The organism is Bradyrhizobium sp. NDS-1, assembly GCF_032918005.1.
Taxonomy (GTDB): domain Bacteria; phylum Pseudomonadota; class Alphaproteobacteria; order Rhizobiales; family Xanthobacteraceae; genus Bradyrhizobium; species Bradyrhizobium tunisiense.
The window spans coordinates 3,125,231-3,143,862 of record NZ_CP136628.1 but is presented as its reverse complement, the minus strand read 5'-3'; the positions used below and the strand labels follow the sequence as shown (position 1 = coordinate 3,143,862).

20 protein-coding genes and 1 pseudogene are annotated in these 18,632 nt (G+C 64.9%); 13 read left to right on the top strand and 8 right to left on the bottom strand.

Annotated features, from left to right (window positions below):
- Positions 1–114: 114 nt before the first annotated feature.
- On the top strand, positions 115–1,233 hold the full coding sequence (locus RX330_RS14570) for a branched-chain amino acid ABC transporter substrate-binding protein (RefSeq protein WP_212081497.1): 1,119 nt from the start codon (positions 115–117) through the stop codon (positions 1,231–1,233).
- An 82-nt stretch (positions 1,234–1,315) separates the two neighbouring features.
- Here RX330_RS14570 and RX330_RS14565 read toward each other — a convergent pair whose 3' ends face one another.
- A complete protein-coding gene (locus RX330_RS14565; protein WP_212081498.1) occupies positions 1,316–1,702 on the bottom strand; it encodes a response regulator in 387 nt (128 codons plus the stop codon).
- A 244-nt stretch (positions 1,703–1,946) separates the two neighbouring features.
- Between RX330_RS14565 and RX330_RS14560 the strand changes: the two are divergent.
- The 3 genes and pseudogenes from RX330_RS14560 (at position 1,947) to RX330_RS14550 (ending at position 6,069) form a co-directional block, all read left to right on the top strand.
- A pseudogene (locus RX330_RS14560) lies at positions 1,947–4,753 on the top strand (PAS domain S-box protein).
- A gap of 57 nt (positions 4,754–4,810) precedes the next feature.
- Positions 4,811–5,806 carry a P1 family peptidase gene (locus tag RX330_RS14555; RefSeq protein ID WP_317243435.1) on the top strand — a complete coding sequence of 332 codons (996 nt, stop codon included), beginning with the start codon at positions 4,811–4,813 and terminating at the stop codon, positions 5,804–5,806.
- Positions 5,807–5,856: 50 nt separating this feature from the next.
- The gene (locus tag RX330_RS14550) at positions 5,857–6,069 is read left to right on the top strand and encodes a KTSC domain-containing protein (RefSeq protein ID WP_212081501.1); all 213 of its coding nucleotides are present in this window, start codon (positions 5,857–5,859) and stop codon (positions 6,067–6,069) included.
- 13 nt (positions 6,070–6,082) lie between these two features.
- On the opposite strand, the gene RX330_RS14545 is transcribed toward RX330_RS14550, so the two are convergent.
- On the bottom strand, positions 6,083–6,868 hold the full coding sequence (locus RX330_RS14545; protein WP_317243434.1) for an EF-hand domain-containing protein: 786 nt from the start codon (positions 6,866–6,868) through the stop codon (positions 6,083–6,085).
- 252 nt (positions 6,869–7,120) lie between these two features.
- On the opposite strand from RX330_RS14545, the gene rpe reads away from it, so the two are divergent.
- The 5 genes from rpe to RX330_RS14520 all read left to right on the top strand — a co-directional run bounded on the left by rpe (position 7,121) and on the right by RX330_RS14520 (position 9,101).
- A complete protein-coding gene (gene rpe / locus RX330_RS14540) occupies positions 7,121–7,822 on the top strand; it encodes a ribulose-phosphate 3-epimerase (RefSeq protein ID WP_212081503.1) in 702 nt (233 codons plus the stop codon).
- A 51-nt stretch (positions 7,823–7,873) separates the two neighbouring features.
- Positions 7,874–8,470, top strand: a complete 597-nt coding sequence (locus RX330_RS14535) for a hypothetical protein (protein ID WP_317243433.1) — start codon at positions 7,874–7,876, stop codon at positions 8,468–8,470.
- Between the two features lie 91 nt (positions 8,471–8,561).
- Positions 8,562–8,702: a hypothetical protein gene (locus RX330_RS14530; protein ID WP_317243432.1), complete on the top strand. Its 141-nt coding sequence runs from the start codon at positions 8,562–8,564 to the stop codon at positions 8,700–8,702.
- 5 nt (positions 8,703–8,707) lie between these two features.
- Positions 8,708–8,887 carry a hypothetical protein gene (locus RX330_RS14525; RefSeq protein ID WP_317243431.1) on the top strand — a complete coding sequence of 60 codons (180 nt, stop codon included), beginning with the start codon at positions 8,708–8,710 and terminating at the stop codon, positions 8,885–8,887.
- Between the two features lie 22 nt (positions 8,888–8,909).
- Entirely contained in the window at positions 8,910–9,101 is a 192-nt protein-coding gene (locus RX330_RS14520; protein WP_212081507.1) for a hypothetical protein, read from the top strand.
- Positions 9,102–9,128: 27 nt separating this feature from the next.
- Here RX330_RS14520 and RX330_RS14515 read toward each other — a convergent pair whose 3' ends face one another.
- The 5 genes from RX330_RS14515 to RX330_RS14495 all read right to left on the bottom strand — a co-directional run bounded on the left by RX330_RS14515 (position 9,129) and on the right by RX330_RS14495 (position 13,498).
- Positions 9,129–10,568 carry a serine/threonine protein kinase gene (locus RX330_RS14515; RefSeq protein WP_317243430.1) on the bottom strand — a complete coding sequence of 480 codons (1,440 nt, stop codon included), beginning with the start codon at positions 10,566–10,568 and terminating at the stop codon, positions 9,129–9,131.
- A gap of 5 nt (positions 10,569–10,573) precedes the next feature.
- Positions 10,574–11,314: a metallophosphoesterase family protein gene (locus tag RX330_RS14510; RefSeq protein ID WP_212081509.1), complete on the bottom strand. Its 741-nt coding sequence runs from the start codon at positions 11,312–11,314 to the stop codon at positions 10,574–10,576.
- A 117-nt stretch (positions 11,315–11,431) separates the two neighbouring features.
- Complete coding sequence (locus RX330_RS14505) at positions 11,432–12,037, bottom strand: hypothetical protein (RefSeq protein ID WP_212081515.1); 606 nt, start codon at positions 12,035–12,037, stop codon at positions 11,432–11,434.
- Positions 12,030–12,716: a hypothetical protein gene (locus RX330_RS14500; protein ID WP_212081517.1), complete on the bottom strand. Its 687-nt coding sequence runs from the start codon at positions 12,714–12,716 to the stop codon at positions 12,030–12,032. Before RX330_RS14500 ends, RX330_RS14505 begins: the two co-directional genes overlap by 8 nt.
- A complete protein-coding gene (locus tag RX330_RS14495; RefSeq protein WP_317243429.1) occupies positions 12,713–13,498 on the bottom strand; it encodes a MotA/TolQ/ExbB proton channel family protein in 786 nt (261 codons plus the stop codon). The genes RX330_RS14500 and RX330_RS14495 overlap by 4 nt, the downstream gene beginning before the upstream one ends.
- 185 nt (positions 13,499–13,683) lie before the next feature.
- Here RX330_RS14495 and RX330_RS14490 point away from each other — a divergent pair, with 185 nt between their 5' ends.
- The 3 genes from RX330_RS14490 (at position 13,684) to RX330_RS14480 (ending at position 16,130) form a co-directional block, all read left to right on the top strand.
- Positions 13,684–15,054, top strand: a complete 1,371-nt coding sequence (locus RX330_RS14490; protein ID WP_317243428.1) for a sensor histidine kinase — start codon at positions 13,684–13,686, stop codon at positions 15,052–15,054.
- 7 nt (positions 15,055–15,061) lie between these two features.
- Positions 15,062–15,712: a response regulator transcription factor gene (locus RX330_RS14485; protein ID WP_212081523.1), complete on the top strand. Its 651-nt coding sequence runs from the start codon at positions 15,062–15,064 to the stop codon at positions 15,710–15,712.
- Positions 15,713–15,824: 112 nt separating this feature from the next.
- The gene (locus RX330_RS14480; protein WP_212081525.1) at positions 15,825–16,130 is read left to right on the top strand and encodes a hypothetical protein; all 306 of its coding nucleotides are present in this window, start codon (positions 15,825–15,827) and stop codon (positions 16,128–16,130) included.
- A gap of 28 nt (positions 16,131–16,158) precedes the next feature.
- On the opposite strand, the gene RX330_RS14475 is transcribed toward RX330_RS14480, so the two are convergent.
- A complete protein-coding gene (locus tag RX330_RS14475) occupies positions 16,159–16,746 on the bottom strand; it encodes a TetR family transcriptional regulator (RefSeq protein ID WP_212081527.1) in 588 nt (195 codons plus the stop codon).
- Positions 16,747–17,305: 559 nt separating this feature from the next.
- Here RX330_RS14475 and purB point away from each other — a divergent pair.
- Positions 17,306–18,613: an adenylosuccinate lyase gene (gene purB, locus RX330_RS14470; RefSeq protein WP_212081529.1), complete on the top strand. Its 1,308-nt coding sequence runs from the start codon at positions 17,306–17,308 to the stop codon at positions 18,611–18,613.
- Positions 18,614–18,632 lie beyond the last annotated feature (19 nt).

Genomic DNA, 18,632 nt, shown 5'->3' with positions numbered 1-18,632 from the left:
ACGCCAATGCCCGTATTTTGCCGGTGACTTCTCCTGAGATTCATTCAAGAATGGCGCCGGTTTGAACCGGGCATGCCCGGCAACGTCCACAGGCGACCACCCGCGAGGTATCTCATGAAATCACTGAAGCTCATCGGTCTGGCATTCGGCGTATCGATCGCGCTGTCGAGCGCGGCATTCGCGCAGGATGTCACCGTCGCAGTCGCAGGCCCGATGACCGGCGGCGAGTCCGCCTTCGGCCGCCAGATGAAGAACGGCGCCGAAATGGCCGTGGCCGATATCAATGCCGCCGGCGGCGTCAACGGCAAGAAGCTCGCGCTTTCGGTCGAGGACGACGCCTGCGACCCGAAACAGGCGCGTTCGATCGCCGAAAAGATCGCCGGCGCGAAGATCCCGTTCGTGGCCGGGCACTATTGCTCGTCGTCGTCGATCCCGGCTTCGGAAGCCTATGCCGACGGCAACGTGCTCCAGATCACGCCGGCCTCGACCAACCCGCTGTTCACCGAGCGCAAGCTCTGGAACGTGGCGCGCGTCTGCGGCCGTGACGATCAGCAGGGCCTGATCGCGGCGCAGTACATCGCCAAGAACTACAAGGGCAAGAACATCGCGATTCTCAACGACAAGACCACCTACGGCAAGGGTCTCGCCGACGAAACCAAGAAGGCGCTCAACAAAGCCGGCGTCACCGAGAAGATGTACGAGTCCTACAACAAGGGCGACAAGGACTTCAACGCGATCGTCTCGCGCCTGAAGCGCGACAACATCGACCTCGTCTATGTCGGCGGTTACCATCAGGAGAGCGGCCTGATCCTGCGTCAGATGCGCGATCAGGGTCTCAAGACCGTGCTGATGGCCGGCGACGCGCTCGCCGACAAGGAATACGCCTCCATCACCGGCCCGGCCGGCGAAGGCACGCTGTTCACCTTCGGTCCCGATCCGCGCAACAAGCCGACCGCAAAGAAGATCGTCGAGGCTTTCAAGGCCAAGAACATCGACCCGGAGGGCTACACCCTCTACACCTATGCGGCGATGCAGGTGTGGTCGCAGGCAGCCAAGAAGGCCGGCACCACCGACGCCAAGAAGGTCATGGAAGCGGTGAAGGCCGGCAAGTGGGACACCGTGATCGGCCCGATCGAATATGACGCCAAGGGCGACATCAAGCAGATCGACTACGTCGTCTACAAATGGGACGCCAAGGGCGGCTACGCCGAGATCAAGGGCAACGGCACCTGAGCGCGCGCTTCTTGCCGGGCTCAGGCCTGTGATACGATCACCACGCCCCGGCTAGCGCCGGGGCGTTTTTCTCGCGGCAGGATCAGGCGGGTGCGGCCATCTCGCCGCCGGCGGCGGCCTGGGCTTTCCGAAGCGCTTGCAGGAGATCGTTCGGCCGAAACGGCTTTTGCAGGCAAATCACGTTGGCGAGGTGGGACGACTGCTCCATGAAATCCAGCGTCGTCATTCCGGACACCGCAATGATGGGGAGCCCCGGTGTACGCTCGCGCAGGGACGCAATGACGTCGACGCCGCTGACATCGCCAAGGAAGATGTCGACGATCGCCGCGTCAAATGCGCGTTCCGCGAAGGTTTTCAGCCCAGCCGCACCGCTGTCGGCCTCGGCAACCTCGTAATGGTTGACCCGAAGCACCATTGCGATCATCGCGCGCACATCCTTTTGGTCGTCGACGATGAGAATGCGAGGCAAGGGAACAACTCCCGCAGATTGATCAAATCGTATGATTCAAACCTGGAACCAGCCGCGGCGGAAGGGCATTATGACACCGCCCAGTAAAGCGCATCTTACCGGATCCCTATTCCGCGCTCCCCCCCAAATTAAGTAAGCTGTAACCTTCGGTTGAGTCGTCACTGCAACAGTTCACGACACGCGCCCGGATCGGGCTACCGTGGAGGTCGGAAGGTCAAGACTGCTGGATCTTGGAATTGCGGAGATGCTCAAAACGGGTCTGAGACCATGAACGCGCCTGCGATCGACCGAAGCACATTTCTTTCAACACTGCCGGCCACATCGGGCGACCGGACCTCGGCACTGTGGATCGTCGGCGTTTCCTCGATCCTGTTCGCTTTGGCCGTTCCGTTCGCAGGTATCCCGCTGCCGCAGGTCCCGGCCTTCGTCGCGAGCTATCAGTCCGCCCTGGCCGTAAGCGACATCGTCACGGCAGTGCTGCTTCTGTCGCAGTTTTCGGTGCTGCGGACCCGCGCGCTGCTGTGGCTGTCGACCGGCTACCTGTTCACCGCCGCTGCAGCACTGGTCCATGCCCTCACCTTCCCCGGCCTGTTCGCACCGACCGGGCTGCTTGGGGCCGGCAGCCAGACCACGGTCTGGCTCTACATGATCTGGCACGCCGGCTTCCCGCTGTTCGTGCTGGGCTACGCCTGGCTGAAGGAAAAGGACGGCGGCCCCAGGATCCGGGGCGCGACAAGCAGCCCGATCTACGCCACCGTGCTCGGTGCAGTCGCGGCCATGGCTGTCTTCACCTGGATCGTCACCGCCCAGCACGATCTCTTGCCGATCCTGCTCCGCGACGGCCACTACACATCGACCATGATCGGGGTCGTGTCCTTTGTGTGGTCGCTGAGCTTCGCCGCGCTCGTCTCGCTGTGGTTCCGCCGCCCGCATTCGGTGATCGACATCTGGCTCATGGTCGTGATGTGCGCATGGCTGTTCGACATCGCGCTGTCTGCAATCGTCAACGTCGCGCGCTTCGATCTCGGTTTCTATGCCGGCCGTCTCTATGGCCTCTGCGCATCGAGCTTCGTGCTCGCGGTACTGCTGATCGAGAACGTCCGCCTTCAGGCCCGGACGGTGGGCCTCGTCGGCAAGCTGCGCGAGCAATCGGCGTCGGATCGCGACTTCTACGGCAAGCGCCTCGCACTGTATGGCGCGGTTGTCGAATCCTCCAACGACGCCATCATCACGAAGACGCTCGACGGCGTCATCACCGGCTGGAACAAGGCCGCCGAGCACCTGTTCGGCTATTCTGCCGCGGAGGCCGTCGGCAGGTCGATCGACATCATCGTGCCGTCGGAGCGAAAGGGCGAAGTCCGGAGTATCCTCAATCGGATCGCCGGCAACGAGTCGGTCGCCCAGCACGAGACGGTGCGGATTCGCAAGGACGGCCGCGCGCTCGACGTCATCCTGAATGTTTCTCCATTGAGGTCGGACAATGGAGAGATCATCGGGGCCTCCAAGATCGCCCATGACATCACCGAGGAGAAGCAGGCACAGGAGAAGCTTCGCCGCGAGATCGAGGAGCGTCAGCGCATCTTCGAGACCTCGCAGGACCTGATCCTGGTCACCGACGGTTTCGGCAATTTCATTCAGGTCAGCCCGAGCGTGAAGGACATCCTCGGCTTCAGCCCGGAAGACCTGATCGGGCACAGCGCGACCGAGTTCATCCACCCTGACGACCTCGACAAGACGCGGGAGGAGATGCGGGCCGCGCGGCGCGGTGCGGTCAAGCGCAGCTTCGAGGCGCGCTACTATCACTACGACGGTCACGAAGTCACGCTGAACTGGATGGGCACCTGGTCCGAGCCGGTGAAGCGCCATTTCTTCATCGGCCGGGATCTGACGGAGAAGCAGGCCGCCGAAGCCCAGTTCCGGCAGGTCCAGAAGATGGACTCCATCGGCCAGTTGACCGGCGGCGTCGCCCACGACTTCAACAACGTGCTGACAGTCATCACGGGCACGATCGGCATTCTCAGCGACGCCGTCGCCGACCGGCCCGAGCTTGCCGCCATCACCAAGCTGATCGACGACGCCGCCGAACGCGGCGCGCAGCTGACCAAGCATCTGCTCGCCTTCGCACGCAAGCAGCCGCTCCAGCCGCGCGAGATCGACGTCAACGCCCTGGCGCTCGAAGCCGCCAAGCTGCTGCACCCGACCCTGGGCGAGCAGATCACGATCATGCCGCAACTTACCGAGGACGCCTGGCCGACCCTGGTCGACCCCGGCCAGCTCTCCACCGCGATCCTCAATCTCGCACTGAACGCGCGCGACGCCATGCCGGACGGCGGGACCCTGGTGCTGGAGACCCGCAACATCTTCCTCGACGACGGCTATGCCAGCATGAACCCCGACGTCGTCGCCGGCAATTACGTGATGATTGCCGTCAGCGACACCGGCAGTGGAATTCCGCCGGACCTGATCGATCGGGTCTTCGACCCGTTCTTCACCACCAAGGAGGTCGGCAAGGGTACCGGCCTCGGCCTCAGCATGGTGTTCGGTTTCGTCAAGCAGTCGGGCGGCCACATCAAGATCTACAGCGAGGTCGGCCACGGCACGAGCGTGAAGATCTACCTGCCGCGCTCGACCGGGGTGCAGGAGACCGAGTTCGAGGTGCTCCAGAACGTGCCCATCACCGGCGGCAACGAGAGAATCCTGATCGTCGAGGATGACGCACTGGTGCGGCAATATGTTGTGACGCAGGTCAAGAGCCTCGGCTACACCGCGCTCGAGGCCGCCAACGGCGCGGAGGCCCTCACCATCATCGACAGCGACAAGGCCATCGACCTGCTTTTCACGGACATCATCATGCCGGGCAACATGAACGGCCGCCAGCTTGCCGACGAAGCGGCCCGGCGCCGCCCCGACCTCAAGACGCTGTTCACCTCGGGCTACACCGAAAATGCCATCGTCCATCATGGCCGGCTCGATTCCGGCGTGTTGCTGTTGGCGAAGCCCTACCGCAAGTCCGAGCTCGCCAAGATGCTGAGGACGGCACTGGCAAGTTGAGCCTGCGGCATCCCTGCGCTATCGCAAGGTGAACTCCTTTCAGTGTGCGAGGCCACCTTGAAGAATCTGCTCACCGATATCGCCGGCGTCCGCGTCGGCCATGCCGAGGATGCCAAAGTCGCCACCGGCGCGACCGCGATCATCTTCGATTCCCCCGCGGTCGCGGCCATCGACGTGCGCGGCGGCGGCCCGGGCACGCGCGAGGATGCCCTGCTCGATCTTGCCAATACCGTCGAGCGCGTCGACGCGATCGCGCTGTCCGGCGGCTCCGCCTTCGGCCTCGACGCCGGCGGCGGCGTCCAGGCCTGGCTCGCCGAGCAGGGACGCGGCCACCGGATTCGCGAAGCCCTGATTCCCATCGTGCCGGGGGCGATCCTGTTCGACCTGCTCAACGGCGGCGACAAGGCCTGGGGACGATTCTCGCCCTATCGTGACCTCGGCTATGCCGCGGCGGCTGCCGCCGGCACCGACTTCCCGCTCGGCAGCGTCGGCGCAGGCCTAGGGGCCACCACCGCGACGTTCAAGGGCGGGCTCGGATCGGCCTCGGCTGTGACACCTGACGGCGTAAAGGTCGCTGCGATCGTCGCCGTCAACGCCGTGGGCAGCGTTACCATCGGCGACGGGCCGTGGTTCTGGGCGGCACCGTTCGAAGTGGGCGGCGAGTTCGGCGGGCGCGGCCAGCCCGACAAGTTCACCGACGACATGCTCCGCATGCGCATCAAGGGCGGTCCCGCGGCGAGCGCGCGCGAAAACACGACCATCGGCGCCGTCGTCACCGACGCGGTGCTGACCAAACCCCAGGCCAAGCGTCTGGCGATGATCGCGCACACCGGCTTCGCCCGCGCCATCTACCCGGTGCACGCACCGACTGATGGCGACGTGCTGTTTGCCGCGGCGACCGGCGAGAAGCCGATCGAGCCGCTGGTCGGCCTCACCGAACTCGGCACCGTCGCCGCCAACGTGGTCGCGCGCGCAATCGGCCGCGCGGTGTACGGCGCCACCGCGCTGCCGTTTCCGGGGGCACAGCCGGCGTGGAAGGACAAATTCGGTTAGAAACGAAACGGCGGGTACTGCATTACCCTGGCAGGCCAGGGTCCACCGCCATGCCGTCTTCCGTAATCCGCTTCTTCCGCTATGCGCCCGATACGCGCGAGCTGAAGGTGACCTTTGTCAGCGGACGCCTCTATGTCTACGAGGACGTTCCGCCCGAGGTCGCCGCCGCGTTCGGGGATGCGCGTTCAAAGGGGACGTTCTTCAATCAGGAAATCCGGGACCGCTACGTCTGTCGTGACATCACGCACGAGCATGCCGGCTGACCTCGAATGCCGCTCACACGCTCATCGACATCGATGAAGCGGTGGTGGCGGATGCGGCCTGCGCCTGGCGCTGCATCATCTGCCCGAACCAGTCATAAGGCGAATTGCCGCCGCCATTCGCAGTCGAAGAGCTGGAGGCGCCCGGCACCGTGGTCGACATCTTGAAGCCGTCGGCATAGGTGACGGTCGTCGTGGTCGAGCCGTCGGCAGCGATCGTCGTGGTCGAGGTCGATCCGCCCTTGGGCTTCGACGAGGAATCCGATCCGTCGCCAGCGCCGCCAGCGCCTTGCGCATGGTCGCCATGACGACCGCTGGTCAGCGCCTTCGTCATTTCGCCGAGGTTGATGCTGTCGTCCGCATTCGCGTCCATCTTCGAGAACACGTCGTCGGCCTGCGCCAGATTGGTGCCTCCGGCTCCAAGGGCGTTCTCGAACTCGGACTTGGTGATCTTGCCGTCGCCGTCCGCATCGATCTGCGAGAACATATCTTTCAGCGCGGCCTGCCGGTCCTTCGAGGCCGAGGACACCGAATTCGAAGATGTCGAGTTGACCGCGCTGCTCGCGCCGTCGGCCGATTGGCCCTGCATGGCGATCAACGCACGCATGGTCTGCGGCGAAATCTGCGGAGGAGTGCTTGAGCCGACCAATGAGGTCGTCATGGTACCCGCGCTGTCGATCGCGAACGGGTTGGTCGCACCTTGCGAGGATCCCGCCTTCTGGGTCGACGAGGACGACTTCGAGTTCGTCAGCGACTGGATCGCGTCGAAGGCGCTCGAGACCGCACCAAGGGCTAACAACATTGCACAACTCCAACCGACGCGGCATGCCGCGGCCAATGTTCTGTCGGACAACGTCAGCAAGCGGCGTGCCAGCGCAAAAAATTCAATGAAATCCGCTGCCGCCGCGCCCTGGACGGCCGGGGAACATCGGCAATTCATGCCGGTCGCGGCAGAAATTTCCACCCACAGGAAGCACGCCTCCCCTGCATTGCCCGCTACGGAGGCCCATGTTAGGCGAGGCCATCTTTCACGGCCGCCACGGGAAATCGAGCCATGACCCAAGCCTTCGCCCCTCGCCCCCTGGCAATCGCGCCCTCGATCCTGGCTTCGGATTTTTCGAGGCTCGGCGAGGAGGTGCGCAGCGTCGACGCCGCCGGCGCCGACTGGATTCATCTCGACGTGATGGACGGTCACTTCGTTCCCAACATTTCCTACGGTCCCGACGTCATCAAGGCGATGCGTCCGCACACGAAGAAGGTGTTCGACGCGCACCTGATGATCTCGCCCTGTGACCCCTATCTCGAGGCCTTTGCGAAAGCCGGTTGCGACCACATCACCGTGCATGCGGAGGCCGGCCCCCATTTGCACCGCTCGCTCCAGGCGATCCGCGCGCTGGGCAAGAAGGCCGGCGTCTCGCTCAATCCCGGCACGCCAATCAGCACGCTCGAATATGTCCTCGACCTCGTCGACCTCGTTCTGGTGATGTCGGTCAATCCCGGCTTTGGCGGCCAGGCCTTTATCCCCTCAGCGATCGGCAAGATCCGCGACATCCGCGCGATGATTGCGGGACGCCCGATCGACATCGAGGTCGACGGCGGCGTCGGCCCCGAGGTCGCCGGCGCGCTTGCGGCAGCCGGCGCCAACGCCTTCGTCGCCGGCACGTCCGTATTCAGGGGCGGCACGCAGGAGGCCTACAAGACCAACATCGCCGCGATCCGCAACGCGGCGCTGGGCGCGCGGGGCGAAGCCATCTGAGGACCATTCGCGGCTTCCGAACCGGCGCCACGACCGCCGCGACAAAAGGCAATGAAGGATCTCCGCGCCACCCCGTTTTCCGCAGGCTTGCAGCGCCTGCGCGCCGAAGCCCTGCAGGGCGGAGAGCGGGTGATCTGGCAGGGCCAGCCCGACGGCGTCGCCCACATGATGATGTGGCGCTATCTTTGGTGGATCGGATTTCCCTGGCTGTTGCTGACCGTCATCGCCATCGGATTCGATTGGATCGGCGGGGCGGCCCAACCTCTCGTGATGCTCGGATTTGCGATGGTTGCGGCCCCGCTGGTCATGCTGCTGCAAGACCTGCAGACGCTCTATTTGATCACCGATCGCCGCGCGCTCATCCTGCGAACGGCCTGGGGCAGGCGGACGGTCAATCAAACGCCCTTCCAGGAAATGGACGCGGACTTCGAAATCCTCGACATCGGCGGTGGCGCCGGTCACCTCAACTTCGCGTCGGGGCGATCGACCCGCTCGCCCGATACCGACCACACCGGGCGTTACGGATTTCGCTGTCTTCGAAATGCACCGCGCATACGAGAGATCCTCGAAGGCGCGCGCGCGGGCAAGGTGCAGCCGCACCGGAAAAAAGCCGCGGCCCTTACGGGTGTTGCAACGCGCAATGCCTAAAATTGCAGTCTTGATCCGTACTCATCCGGACTTCACTGATTCGCGCAAATCACCACAAGTGACTCCTGCCTGCATTTGACGGGAGCACATCATGACGGCGACCCTGGTTTGGACTGGCGTAGCGTTGTGGTTCGTATTCAACGCGGCGATCGCGGCCCGCAGCCTCTACGTGGCCCGACCGGTGAAGGCCAAGGCTTCCGCCCGCGCCATCCACATTCATCGTCGGGGCTGAGCGCCATGCAGATCGCACTCGTGAAGCGTCAGCCGAAGCGCAGGTGCCGGATCCCGCGCCGCCCGCATCCCGGCCTCGATTATTTCTTCGGCCGCCTCGAACGCGCCGACGGCACGCCGGACGACGACGCCGGGCTCGACACGACGGACCTCGACCATTCGTTTTCCTCGCAGCGCCGACACTGATATTCCTTTCCGGATCAGTTCCATGAAACCGCACTGCCCGAACTGCCTGAAGGAAATGACCAAGGCATCCGCGTCGCGCAACCTGTTCAATTGCGAGCCCTGCCGCGAGATCATCCAGTATTTCGGCGGCAGCGCGGATCACGGCGATCCCGGCCCGCAATTCTCCTGGCCGATCCGCCGCAAGCGCACTGTTCACTCCGCCCACGCGGCCTGATTCCATTCCTCAGAGTCGCCGGACGGCCTATCCCGGCACCGCGCCGATATCGGACTCGCCCGCATCCCCAGCCATCCGCGGCGGCCGCACCACCGTGACCGTGCAGGCCGCTTCCGCGGCCACCTTGGCCGAGACGCTGCCGAGCAGCGTGCGCCGGAACGAGCCCTGCCGCGCGCCGATGATGACATGGTCGACCTGGTTGACCTCGGCAAACTCCAGGATCGCGGCGGCGGGATCGACTGCCTCCAGCACATGAGCCGTCAGCCGGCTCTCGTCCAGTTTGAGTGGCGTCGCCCAATGCCTGAGCGCCACGAGACGGTCGATATGCTTGTTGGACCCCTGCTCGTCCAGCGTCCGGTCGATCGCGATCCGGTTCAGCTTGAGCACGTTGACGCAGGCAAGCCGCGCCGACGGCAAGGTGGCGAGGATGCGCTCGGTGGTCATGCGTAGCGCCTCGTTCAGCTCCGGTGCGCCTTCGACCGTGTCGAGCGCGACGGCGAGGATCGGGCTCGACGCGATTTGGGCGGCGACATCCGATTTCACCTGCGGCGCCATCACGCCCTGGTTGAAGCGGCGGCGCCATGCGACGCCGAGGGAGTCGCGTTTGATCCGCTCCGAGCGCGTGGTGAGCTTGACCTGGTTCGGATGGGCCAGATCGAAGGCGAGCTGGGACGCCGTCGGATAGCGCCACACCGGCTCGATCTCGAGACAGCGTAACACCACCTCCTGAAGCCAGGGCGGATAGTCGGCGCGCAAGCTTCGCGGCGGATACGGATCGCGCCAGAGCCGGCGCCGCATCGCGCGCAGCGTCTCGCCCTCGCCGAACGGCCGCTCGCCGGTGGTGAAGAAATACAGCAGCACGCCGAGCGAAAACAGGTCGCTGCGCGGATCGTCGCGCACTCCAGACAGCCGCTCGGGTGCCATGTAGGGCGCGGTGCCGTAAGGCAGGCGGAATTCCTCCTGCAAGAGATCCGGCAGGTGGTTGTGATGCGACAGGCCGTAGTCGATCAGCACCGCCTCGCCGCTCTCACGGAACATGACGCTGCTCGGCTTGATGTCATGATGAATCACGTTCTGCCGGTGCAAGTCCGCCAATGCGGTCGCGATCTTCGCCACGAGCTGGCGCGCCTCGTCGTACGGCAACGGCAGGTCCGGCAGCCGCTTGTAGAGCGTGGCGCCTGGAATGCGTTCGATCACCACATGGGCCTGGCGGGCGAAATCGCCGGTTCCGAAGCAGGCCGGCACGTGCGGGCCCGCAAGGCGCGGCAGGATCATCATCTCCATCTCGAATGAGACGATTGCAGCGGGGTCCTCGCCTTCCGACACCCGCGGAATCTTCATCAGCAGCGGCACGTCAATGCCGGGATGGGTGACGGACCACAGCGTCGCCATGCCGCCGGCATGAACGCATTCGCCGATGGTGAAGCCGTCGATCTGCGCGCCTGTCTTGACCAGCATTTTCGGCATGGCCGTCAGCGCCCCTGCGACAGGCGGTCGGCAAGCCAGCGCGGCAGGCCGTTGTCGCGGATCCTGCCCGCCGCAGTCTCGACGTCATAAGGCGCGCGGCAATAGGTGATCTGGCACGATTCGGTATCGAACAAGACGAAGGCTGCCGACGGATCGCCGTCGCGGGGCTGGCCGACCGAGCCGAGCACGGCGAGCCATTGCCGTCCGCGCAGGAGCTGCACCGGGACGTCGGCCTTCGGCACGAAGCTCGTCATCTTCGCCGTCACCGACATCGAATAGAGCGCAGGACGATGGACATGACCGCAGAACGTGACGTGAGCGCGCGTCGCGATCAGGCTCTTGGCGGCATCGACCGTGGAGCGGACGTAGTGCCATCGCTGCGGGTGAGAGGCTTCCGCATGCACGAAGAGACGATCGCCGTCCTCTACCAGCATCGGCAATTCGGTCAGGAACCGACGCTGCGCGGTGTCAAGCCGCCCGCGGGTCCACTCGATCGCGACCTGCGCCTCGGCGTTCATGGTCTCCGCCGAGGAATTGACCGCCTGGTCGTGATTGCCGCGCACGGCCACGGCACCCTGGGCCACCAGCTCGATAGTGGTGTCCACCACCCATTCGGGATCGGCGCCATAGCCGACGAAATCGCCGAGCAGGACGAACCGCTCCGCGCCCTTCGCACGGGCAACCTTCAGGCAGGCCTCGAAGGCCTGCCTGTTGCCGTGAATATCGGAAAAAACAGCTAGGAGCACGCACCCTCCACCCCTCAATTCATATTGAAGGCCGATAAGGCCCAATTGAGGGAGGTCAAGAAGATGCGCCAGCGCCGCGCGCTTTACCAGCGCGCCGCCGTCACGATGGTGAAGAGCCTATTGCTCGTCCTTCGGGGGCATCCGGGGCGGTGGCAGCGGGGTGAACACCGCGCCTTGTGCCCCGGCCGGCGGGGCCATGAACTCACCGGTCGAGGAATCGCCGCCGGTCGTCTCCAGGATCGTCTTGGGCGTCACATATTCGCGGACCAAATCGATGAGGCTGCCATCGCCCCCGCCGAAATCCGCGGCACGGCCGCCTTGCGGATTTCCCAGAGCGATCTCGTTCTCCGCCGCATGGGTCTTGTCGGCGAGCCTGTCGTTGTAGGGCACGCGGAAGGCCCGCGGGATGCCGCTCGGGCGATTGTCCTCATCGAGCTGCTCGACCCACAGATAGATCGAGCCGGGATCGCCCTGAAGCGAATGCGGCTCGACGATGCGGGCCTTCAGCAGCTTGAAGGTCGTCGGCAGCCGGTCGGAGCTGGCCCAGCCGAGCAGCCCGCGCATCTCGCCGAAGCTGACGACGTAGAAGGCGCTGGTCACGACCACCGCGACCGCCTTCAGAGACCAGTGCAGCCGCGCATAAACCAGCACGACCAGCAGTAGCGCGCCGATGACGGCGTAGGCGACCGACAACGTCAGGATGACCGTCTGCAAGCTAGTCACGGCGTATCCTCACGGGGTTCCTGCTCACACCGGTCCTCGGGTCGAGATCGGCGCCGTTGCGCCAGCCGCTGCGGAACGTCTCGAGCAGCGATTTCGGCCGCTGGTCCACGTTGGTCACCTTGCCCTCGTCATCGATGCGAAACCGCACTGCGGTCTTCTCGTCGCCGGTGTGGTTGAGCGTGAACTTGTTGTCGAATACCACCTGCGCCTTGGGATTGAGCTTCTGCACCTTCACATTGGCCGTGACCGGTTCGCCCGTGGTCGCGACAAAATGCGAGACATTGACCGTGTATTCGCCGGCGAGAATGCCGCGCACGGTGACGATCTCCTCGCGGATGGGCGAGGCGATCTTCTTGCCGGCGACGATGATGAAGTCGTTGGCCCCGCCCCGATCGTCGCGATCGAGCGTCAGGAAGCCGGCCTCGCGGTGACGATACCAGGCGATGTTGCCGGCGGGATCCTGCACGAACAGGTCGAGATCGTCGGGGTGGTTGTCCGGCCAGTCGAGCGTGATCATGAACTCGGCCTTGGAGTCGATCTTCCCGTCCTTGGCGTCCGGGGAGACCGCGAGCAGTGCCAGGAAGAAGAGAAACGCGATCACCTGAAGCGCCTTGAACAGCATCACGCCCAGCGGATCGAACGGCTCCTCGCGTGGATAGAGTCCGAAATCATCCATCATGACGCGGTTCCGGCGCCTTTTAGTCCAGCACCCTGACGCTCGAGCACCGGCGTCACATAGGTCTCGGTCAGCACCACCGCATCCGAGAACACCCGCTGGGTCGCGGCGTCCAGCATGTAGTACTGGATACGGACCAGGATCGAGCCGACGAGACCGGCGAGCGTCGTGTACATCGCGACCGCCATGCCGTCGCTCATCAGGCCCATCGAGGAGCGCATCGCAACCTTGTCGGCGGCGTCCAGCCCGGCGATCGGCGCCAGCATGATGATGAAGCCGATGATGGTGCCGAGCAGGCCGAGCTTCATCAGCGTGTCCGAGACGAAGGCACCGAAGCCGTTGGAGCCGCGCAGCCGGTCGGCGAGCGTCCGCAGCAGCAGGGTCTGGTCGACCGACCGGTAGTCCTGCGCGGCGGCCTTGGTCACCAGGCTCTCGATGTGATCGCGTACGAGGCCGCGCGGCAGCGCGGTCGCCCCCGCCTCCAGTGCCTTGCTGCCACCGGTAGCCGACAGCATCGCCCGACAGCGCCGGGCCGCGGCCCCTTCACGGGCAATCGCCCGCGTGCGCAGGAAACAGTGGCCGCAGGTGACGACATAAAGCAACGCGATGACGCTCGAAATGTACGTTCGATCCGACGTCAACATCAGGTGGATCAGGCCGAAGCGCCACAGCAGCACGACAGCGAAGATCGAAAGGCCGGTGAAGATCATCCAGAACAGCAGCGCGCTGCGCTCGGATGGGTCGGTCGCAGACGGCGCGATCGGTCCAATTGTCATCGAACTCATGCCGCACTGCTCCTGGCTTGCAACTATTCCCTACCCATTAGATCAAAGCCGCCGCGTCCGGTCCAAAGACCCATGCCCAATCCGGCGTGGGAAATTTGCCCGAGCTGCAATCCTGCCACACCCTGCGATTGGCAAGGCGCGGCGGCGTTGTTAGGCTGAGCCTACCAAACGTTGGGGGTGATCGCATGCGCCTTGTGCTTCAGCTCGTCGCCCGTCTGCTGCTCATCGTGGCACTGTGCCTTGGCGCGGCAACCATATGGGCCACGTTCGACGCTTATCGCAGCGTCGACCGGGCGACCGCGGCCTCGGCGCAGCGGGTGGCGCAGGCGCTTCAGGCGCTGTATTGGCGCGAGCTCTTGTTGCGCAGCAGCAGAGCGCGCGAGCATCTCCTGCCGGTTCCGGACTGGCGCACCCTGGAGACGATGAAGCTGATCTCGCCCGGCGTCTGCGTCGAGTTCCAGCCCGCCGCGGCATTCGAGAAGCCGCTCTGCGGCCAAAGCGAGGGGTTAGGCAAGACGCCGCCGCGCTGGTTCGCCGCTATTGTGCCGACCTTCCTCGGCAGCCACGCCGAGGCGGTGCGGCCAGTCAGCCCGCGCGCGGCTTCCGCCGGCACCGTGGTCGCGACGCCGGATGCGGCCGCCGCCATCTCGCTCGCCTGGGAGTACATCCTCAACGTGATCGACGTCGCGCTTCTGATGGCGGCAGCGATCGCACTGCTGGCTTCGCTGGCGATCGCGCATGCGCTGGCACCGGCGCGCACGATCGTGACCGCCTTGCAGCGCATGTCGCGCGGTCAGTATCGCACCAAACTGCCGCGCTTCCGCTCCATGGAGCTGGCGATGATCGGCAGCGCCGTCGATGCGCTCGGCGGCCGGCTGGAGGAAGCCACCGAACAGCGCGCCGCACTGACACGGCGCCTGCTCGAGATCCGCGACGACGAGCGCCGCGCGCTCGCCCGCGAACTCCACGACGAGTTCGGGCAGAACCTCTCCGCCATCCTCGCCTTCGCCAACACGATCGAAACGGCGAGCGCGAGGGCAAACAGGGACAACGGGATCGCACAGGATGCGCGCATGATCTCGCAGGCCACCCATCATCTGATGGCCTCGCTCCGCGATGCGCTGAGGCGTCTGCGTAATCCCCTGCCCGAAGAGCTCGGTCTCGAGGCAAGCCTCGTCAATCTCGTCGACAGCTGGCGCTCGCAGAGCGCAGCGCGGCCGACGATCCAGCTCGATCTCAGGGGCGACCTCAGTGACATCAAGGGCCCGGCCGCCACCACGGCCTATCGTGTGGCACAGGAATGCCTGACCAACGCGCTGCGCCACGGCTCGGCCCGGGAGATCTCGTTGCGGATCGAGCGCCGCGCCGGCGAGGACGACGCGCTGCTGATCCGGGTCGAGGACGACGGGGGCGGCGACGCGGCCCGTGTCGCGCAGTCGGCCGGTTTCGGTTTGACCGGCATCCGCGAGCGCGTTGCGGCCACCGGCGGATCGCTGTCTATCCTGCCTGCCCGCGGCGGCCTCAGCGTCGCCGCGACCATTCCGCTCGCCGCGTGAGGTTGGAATGAGCGAGGTTGCAGCAACAGGCATCTCCGTGCTGCTCGTCGACGATCATCCGATCGTCCGGCAAGGCTATCGGCGCGTGCTGGAAAGCCAGGGCGATCTGCATGTCGTGGCCGAGGCCGACAACGCCGCGGACGCCTACGGCGCCTTCAAGGCGCATGATCCTGATGTCGTGGTGCTCGACATCTCGATGCCGGGCGCGAGCGGACTGGAGGCGATCCGCAACATCCGCGCGCGCAGCCCGCGAGCGCGGATCCTCGTCTTCACCATGCACAACGAGGCCGTGCTGGTGAAAGCCGCCTTCAGCGCCGGAGCGAGCGGCTTCGTCACCAAGAGCAGCGAGCCGTCCGCGGTGGTAGGTGCCATCCGCAGCGTCGCCCGCGGCGAACGCGCCATGAGCGACGACATCGCGCATATCCTCGCCGAGGACAGCCTGTCGACCGGCTCAGTGCTGGATCAACTGGGCGAACGCGAGATCGAGATTTTGCGCCAGTTTGCCGGCGGCGCGACCACCGAGCAGATCGCGGCGCATCTCAATCTCAGTGTGAAGACGGTGCAGAACTATCACTACCTCATCAAGACCAAGACCGGCGCGCGCACCGATGCGCAGCTGGTGCGCCTCGCCGCCACATGCGGGCTGACGAGGATCTAGCAGCAAAGCTGCCGAAGTATCCTGGTCTTCCGGAGCTTCTCAATCCAGCGAGCAAGATTGGAACTGAGACCGTCCGGCTCCGGTTAACACGGCAGTGAAGGAGTCAAAGATCATGAGTAAGGGTCATCACAACGCCGTCGACCATCCCCCGATCATCACAGTAGGCGAGCTCATCGACGAGCTCTGTCGTCTGCCGGACACCGCTGTCGTTCACTTCCGCTGTCCCATGCTCGAGCAAGAGCTGACCTTTTACCGCCTGCGCAAGCGGTCAAAGGACACTGTCGAAATCGCGGTCAATGCATATCCGGACAGTCCCCCGGTCGTGCCATCGCCCGAGGCGAACGTCCGCGCGCGGCGAGGCGCGACGTCCTCGTCGCAGGCTCACAATGGCGCGCATATTCAGAAGGCGCGGGTTTGACGGGTTCGCGCTGAGCAGACGCGGCGGGCTATCCCGCCTTCAGCCCGCGCAGCAGCAGCGCCAGTGTCGCGTCCACGCGCGCGGAGAGATCGGCGTCCCTCCACTCGTCGGCATGAGCCGGATGGTGGAAACGGACGGTAGCATCGAAGATGGCACGCGCGGTGGTCTTGACGTCGTCCACGGCGAACACGCCCTGCTTCACGCCATCGACCAGGATGGACCCGATCTGGTCGATCATGGTGTCCTTGTGACATTTGACGGCGGCGCAGGCCTCGCGCGCCAGCGTCAGATAGGTGTCGAACATCTCGGGATCGTCGAGGACACGCGAACGCTTGGCAGCGAACAGCGTGCGCAACCAGCGATCGAGCCTGGCCGGCGCAGGCCCCTGCTCCTCGACGATCGCGCGCAACGGCGCGTCGATGCGGTCGAGCCAGCGTTTGGCAACGGCCTCGCGCAGCGAGGCCTTGCTGGGAAAATGGCGGTAGACGCTGCCGTGGCTCACATCGAGCGCACGGGCAACGTCGACCACGGTGGCCTTGGCAAGTCCAAAGCGCCTGAGCACGTCCTCGGTGACTTCGAGGATCCGCTCCGGCGTCAAGACAACAGCTTCATTCATGCCAGCACCATGTTCCCGTTCAGGGCTCAGTTACCCCGGCACCAGGGCTGCTTCCGAAGCGCCCTTGCCGGTCGTTTCGGAAAGCCTATGCGTTAATGAGGCAGTTTTGCAGCCTGCGCCGCGATCTGGCGCGCGACCAGCACATTGAGCCAATGCCCAATCACGCCAGTCAAATTGAAGATTTCGGTCGTCATTGTCTAAGTCTCCATTCGTCCGCGGTCCCGTTCTTCAATTTGCCCTCCGATCCGCTTTGGATGTCGGGCTTCCCGGGGCTTGTCGCGGGACGCCCAATCGGAGCGTCCGAGACGGATATACACGTCTCGCTGACAGATTTCAATATCTGTCAGTCAATGATCCGTGATTGACAGCAGATTTTTGACTACCGGCCGGCCGGCTCGGCCCCCAGCGGTGGATTAGCCCTCCCCAAACCCCGTTCCGGGGTCGGATCGTTTGTTTCGCCCTCCCTGCTCTGTTAAATCACGGCGTAAAAAACATTCCGGCCGGACCTGCCCCTCGGACCATTCCTTGGGCCACCCGCCCACCTTCCTGGAGCCGCCCCATGATCCCCCGCTATACCCGTCCCGAAATGGCCTCGATCTGGGAGCCGCAGACCCGGTTCAAGATCTGGTTCGAGATCGAGGCGCATGCGGCGGACGCCCTTGCCGAGCTCGGGACCATCCCCAAGGAGGCTGCCAGGACGGTTTGGGCCAAGGCCAAGAACGCCACCTTCGACGTTGCCCGCATCGACGAGATCGAGCGCGAGACCAAGCACGACGTCATCGCCTTCCTCACCCACCTCGCCGAGATCGTGGGCCCCGAGGCGCGTTTCGTGCACCAGGGCATGACCTCCTCCGACGTGCTCGACACCTGCCTCAACGTCCAGCTGACCCGCGCCGCCGACCTGCTGCTCGCCGACCTCGACAAGGTTTTGGCCGCGCTCAAGAAGCGCGCCTTCGAGCACAAGATGACGCCGACCATCGGCCGCAGCCACGGCATCCATGCCGAGCCGGTGACCTTCGGCCTCAAGCTCGCTTATGCCTATGCCGAATTCACGCGCGCCAAGGAGCGCCTGATTGCGGCGCGCAAGGAGGTCGCGACCTGCGCCATCTCCGGCGCCGTCGGCACCTTCGCGCAGATCGATCCGCGCGTCGAAGAGCATGTCGCGAAAGCGATGGGCCTCGTCCCCGAGCCGATTTCCACCCAGGTAATCCCGCGCGACCGCCACGCGATGTACTTCTCGACCCTCGGCGTGATCGCCGCCTCGGTCGAGCGCATCGCGGTGGAGATCCGCCACATGCAACGCACCGAGGTACTGGAAGCCGAGGAGTTCTTCTCCGAGGGGCAGAAAGGCTCCTCCGCGATGCCGCACAAGCGCAACCCGGTGCTGTCGGAGAACCTCACGGGCCTGTCCCGCATGGTGCGCGCCTATGTGACGCCGGCGCTGGAGAACGTCGTGCTCTGGCACGAGCGCGACATTTCGCACTCCTCTGCCGAGCGCATGATGGGCCCGGACGCGACCGTGACGCTCGATTTCGCGCTGGTGCGCCTTGCCGGCCTGATCGACAAGCTGCTGGTGTACCCTGCCAACATGCAGAAGAACCTCGACCGCCTCGGCGGCCTCGTGCATTCGCAGCGCGTGCTCCTGGCGCTGACGCAGAAGGGCGCGAGCCGCGAGGATTCCTACAAGCTGGTGCAGCGCAACGCCATGCCGGTCTGGCGCGGCGAAGGCGACTTCTTGCAACTCCTGAAGCAGGACGCCGAGGTAAAGAAATATCTCAGCGACGCCGAGATCGAGGAGCAGTTCGACCTCGGCTATCACCTCAAACACGTCGACACGATCTTCAAGCGCGTGTTCGGGGAAAGCTGACATTCACAGTCATTCCGGG

Bases quoted from the DNA above. Each gene is read 5' to 3' on its own strand.
- RX330_RS14570 (WP_212081497.1), top strand. From the start codon at position 115: ATGAAATCACTGAAGCTCATCGGTCTGGCATTCGGCGTATCGATCGCG.
- RX330_RS14550 (WP_212081501.1), top strand. From the start codon at position 5,857: ATGCCGTCTTCCGTAATCCGCTTCTTCCGCTATGCGCCCGATACGCGC.
- RX330_RS14545 (WP_317243434.1), bottom strand. From the start codon at position 6,868: ATGTTGTTAGCCCTTGGTGCGGTCTCGAGCGCCTTCGACGCGATCCAG.
- rpe (WP_212081503.1), top strand. From the start codon at position 7,121: ATGACCCAAGCCTTCGCCCCTCGCCCCCTGGCAATCGCGCCCTCGATC.
- RX330_RS14535 (WP_317243433.1), top strand. From the start codon at position 7,874: ATGAAGGATCTCCGCGCCACCCCGTTTTCCGCAGGCTTGCAGCGCCTG.
- RX330_RS14530 (WP_317243432.1), top strand. From the start codon at position 8,562: ATGACGGCGACCCTGGTTTGGACTGGCGTAGCGTTGTGGTTCGTATTC.
- RX330_RS14525 (WP_317243431.1), top strand. From the start codon at position 8,708: ATGCAGATCGCACTCGTGAAGCGTCAGCCGAAGCGCAGGTGCCGGATC.
- RX330_RS14520 (WP_212081507.1), top strand. From the start codon at position 8,910: ATGAAACCGCACTGCCCGAACTGCCTGAAGGAAATGACCAAGGCATCC.
- RX330_RS14515 (WP_317243430.1), bottom strand. From the start codon at position 10,568: ATGCCGAAAATGCTGGTCAAGACAGGCGCGCAGATCGACGGCTTCACC.
- RX330_RS14500 (WP_212081517.1), bottom strand. From the start codon at position 12,716: ATGATGGATGATTTCGGACTCTATCCACGCGAGGAGCCGTTCGATCCG.
- RX330_RS14495 (WP_317243429.1), bottom strand. From the start codon at position 13,498: ATGAGTTCGATGACAATTGGACCGATCGCGCCGTCTGCGACCGACCCA.
- RX330_RS14490 (WP_317243428.1), top strand. From the start codon at position 13,684: ATGCGCCTTGTGCTTCAGCTCGTCGCCCGTCTGCTGCTCATCGTGGCA.
- RX330_RS14485 (WP_212081523.1), top strand. From the start codon at position 15,062: ATGAGCGAGGTTGCAGCAACAGGCATCTCCGTGCTGCTCGTCGACGAT.
- RX330_RS14480 (WP_212081525.1), top strand. From the start codon at position 15,825: ATGAGTAAGGGTCATCACAACGCCGTCGACCATCCCCCGATCATCACA.
- RX330_RS14475 (WP_212081527.1), bottom strand. From the start codon at position 16,746: ATGAATGAAGCTGTTGTCTTGACGCCGGAGCGGATCCTCGAAGTCACC.
- purB (WP_212081529.1), top strand. From the start codon at position 17,306: ATGATCCCCCGCTATACCCGTCCCGAAATGGCCTCGATCTGGGAGCCG.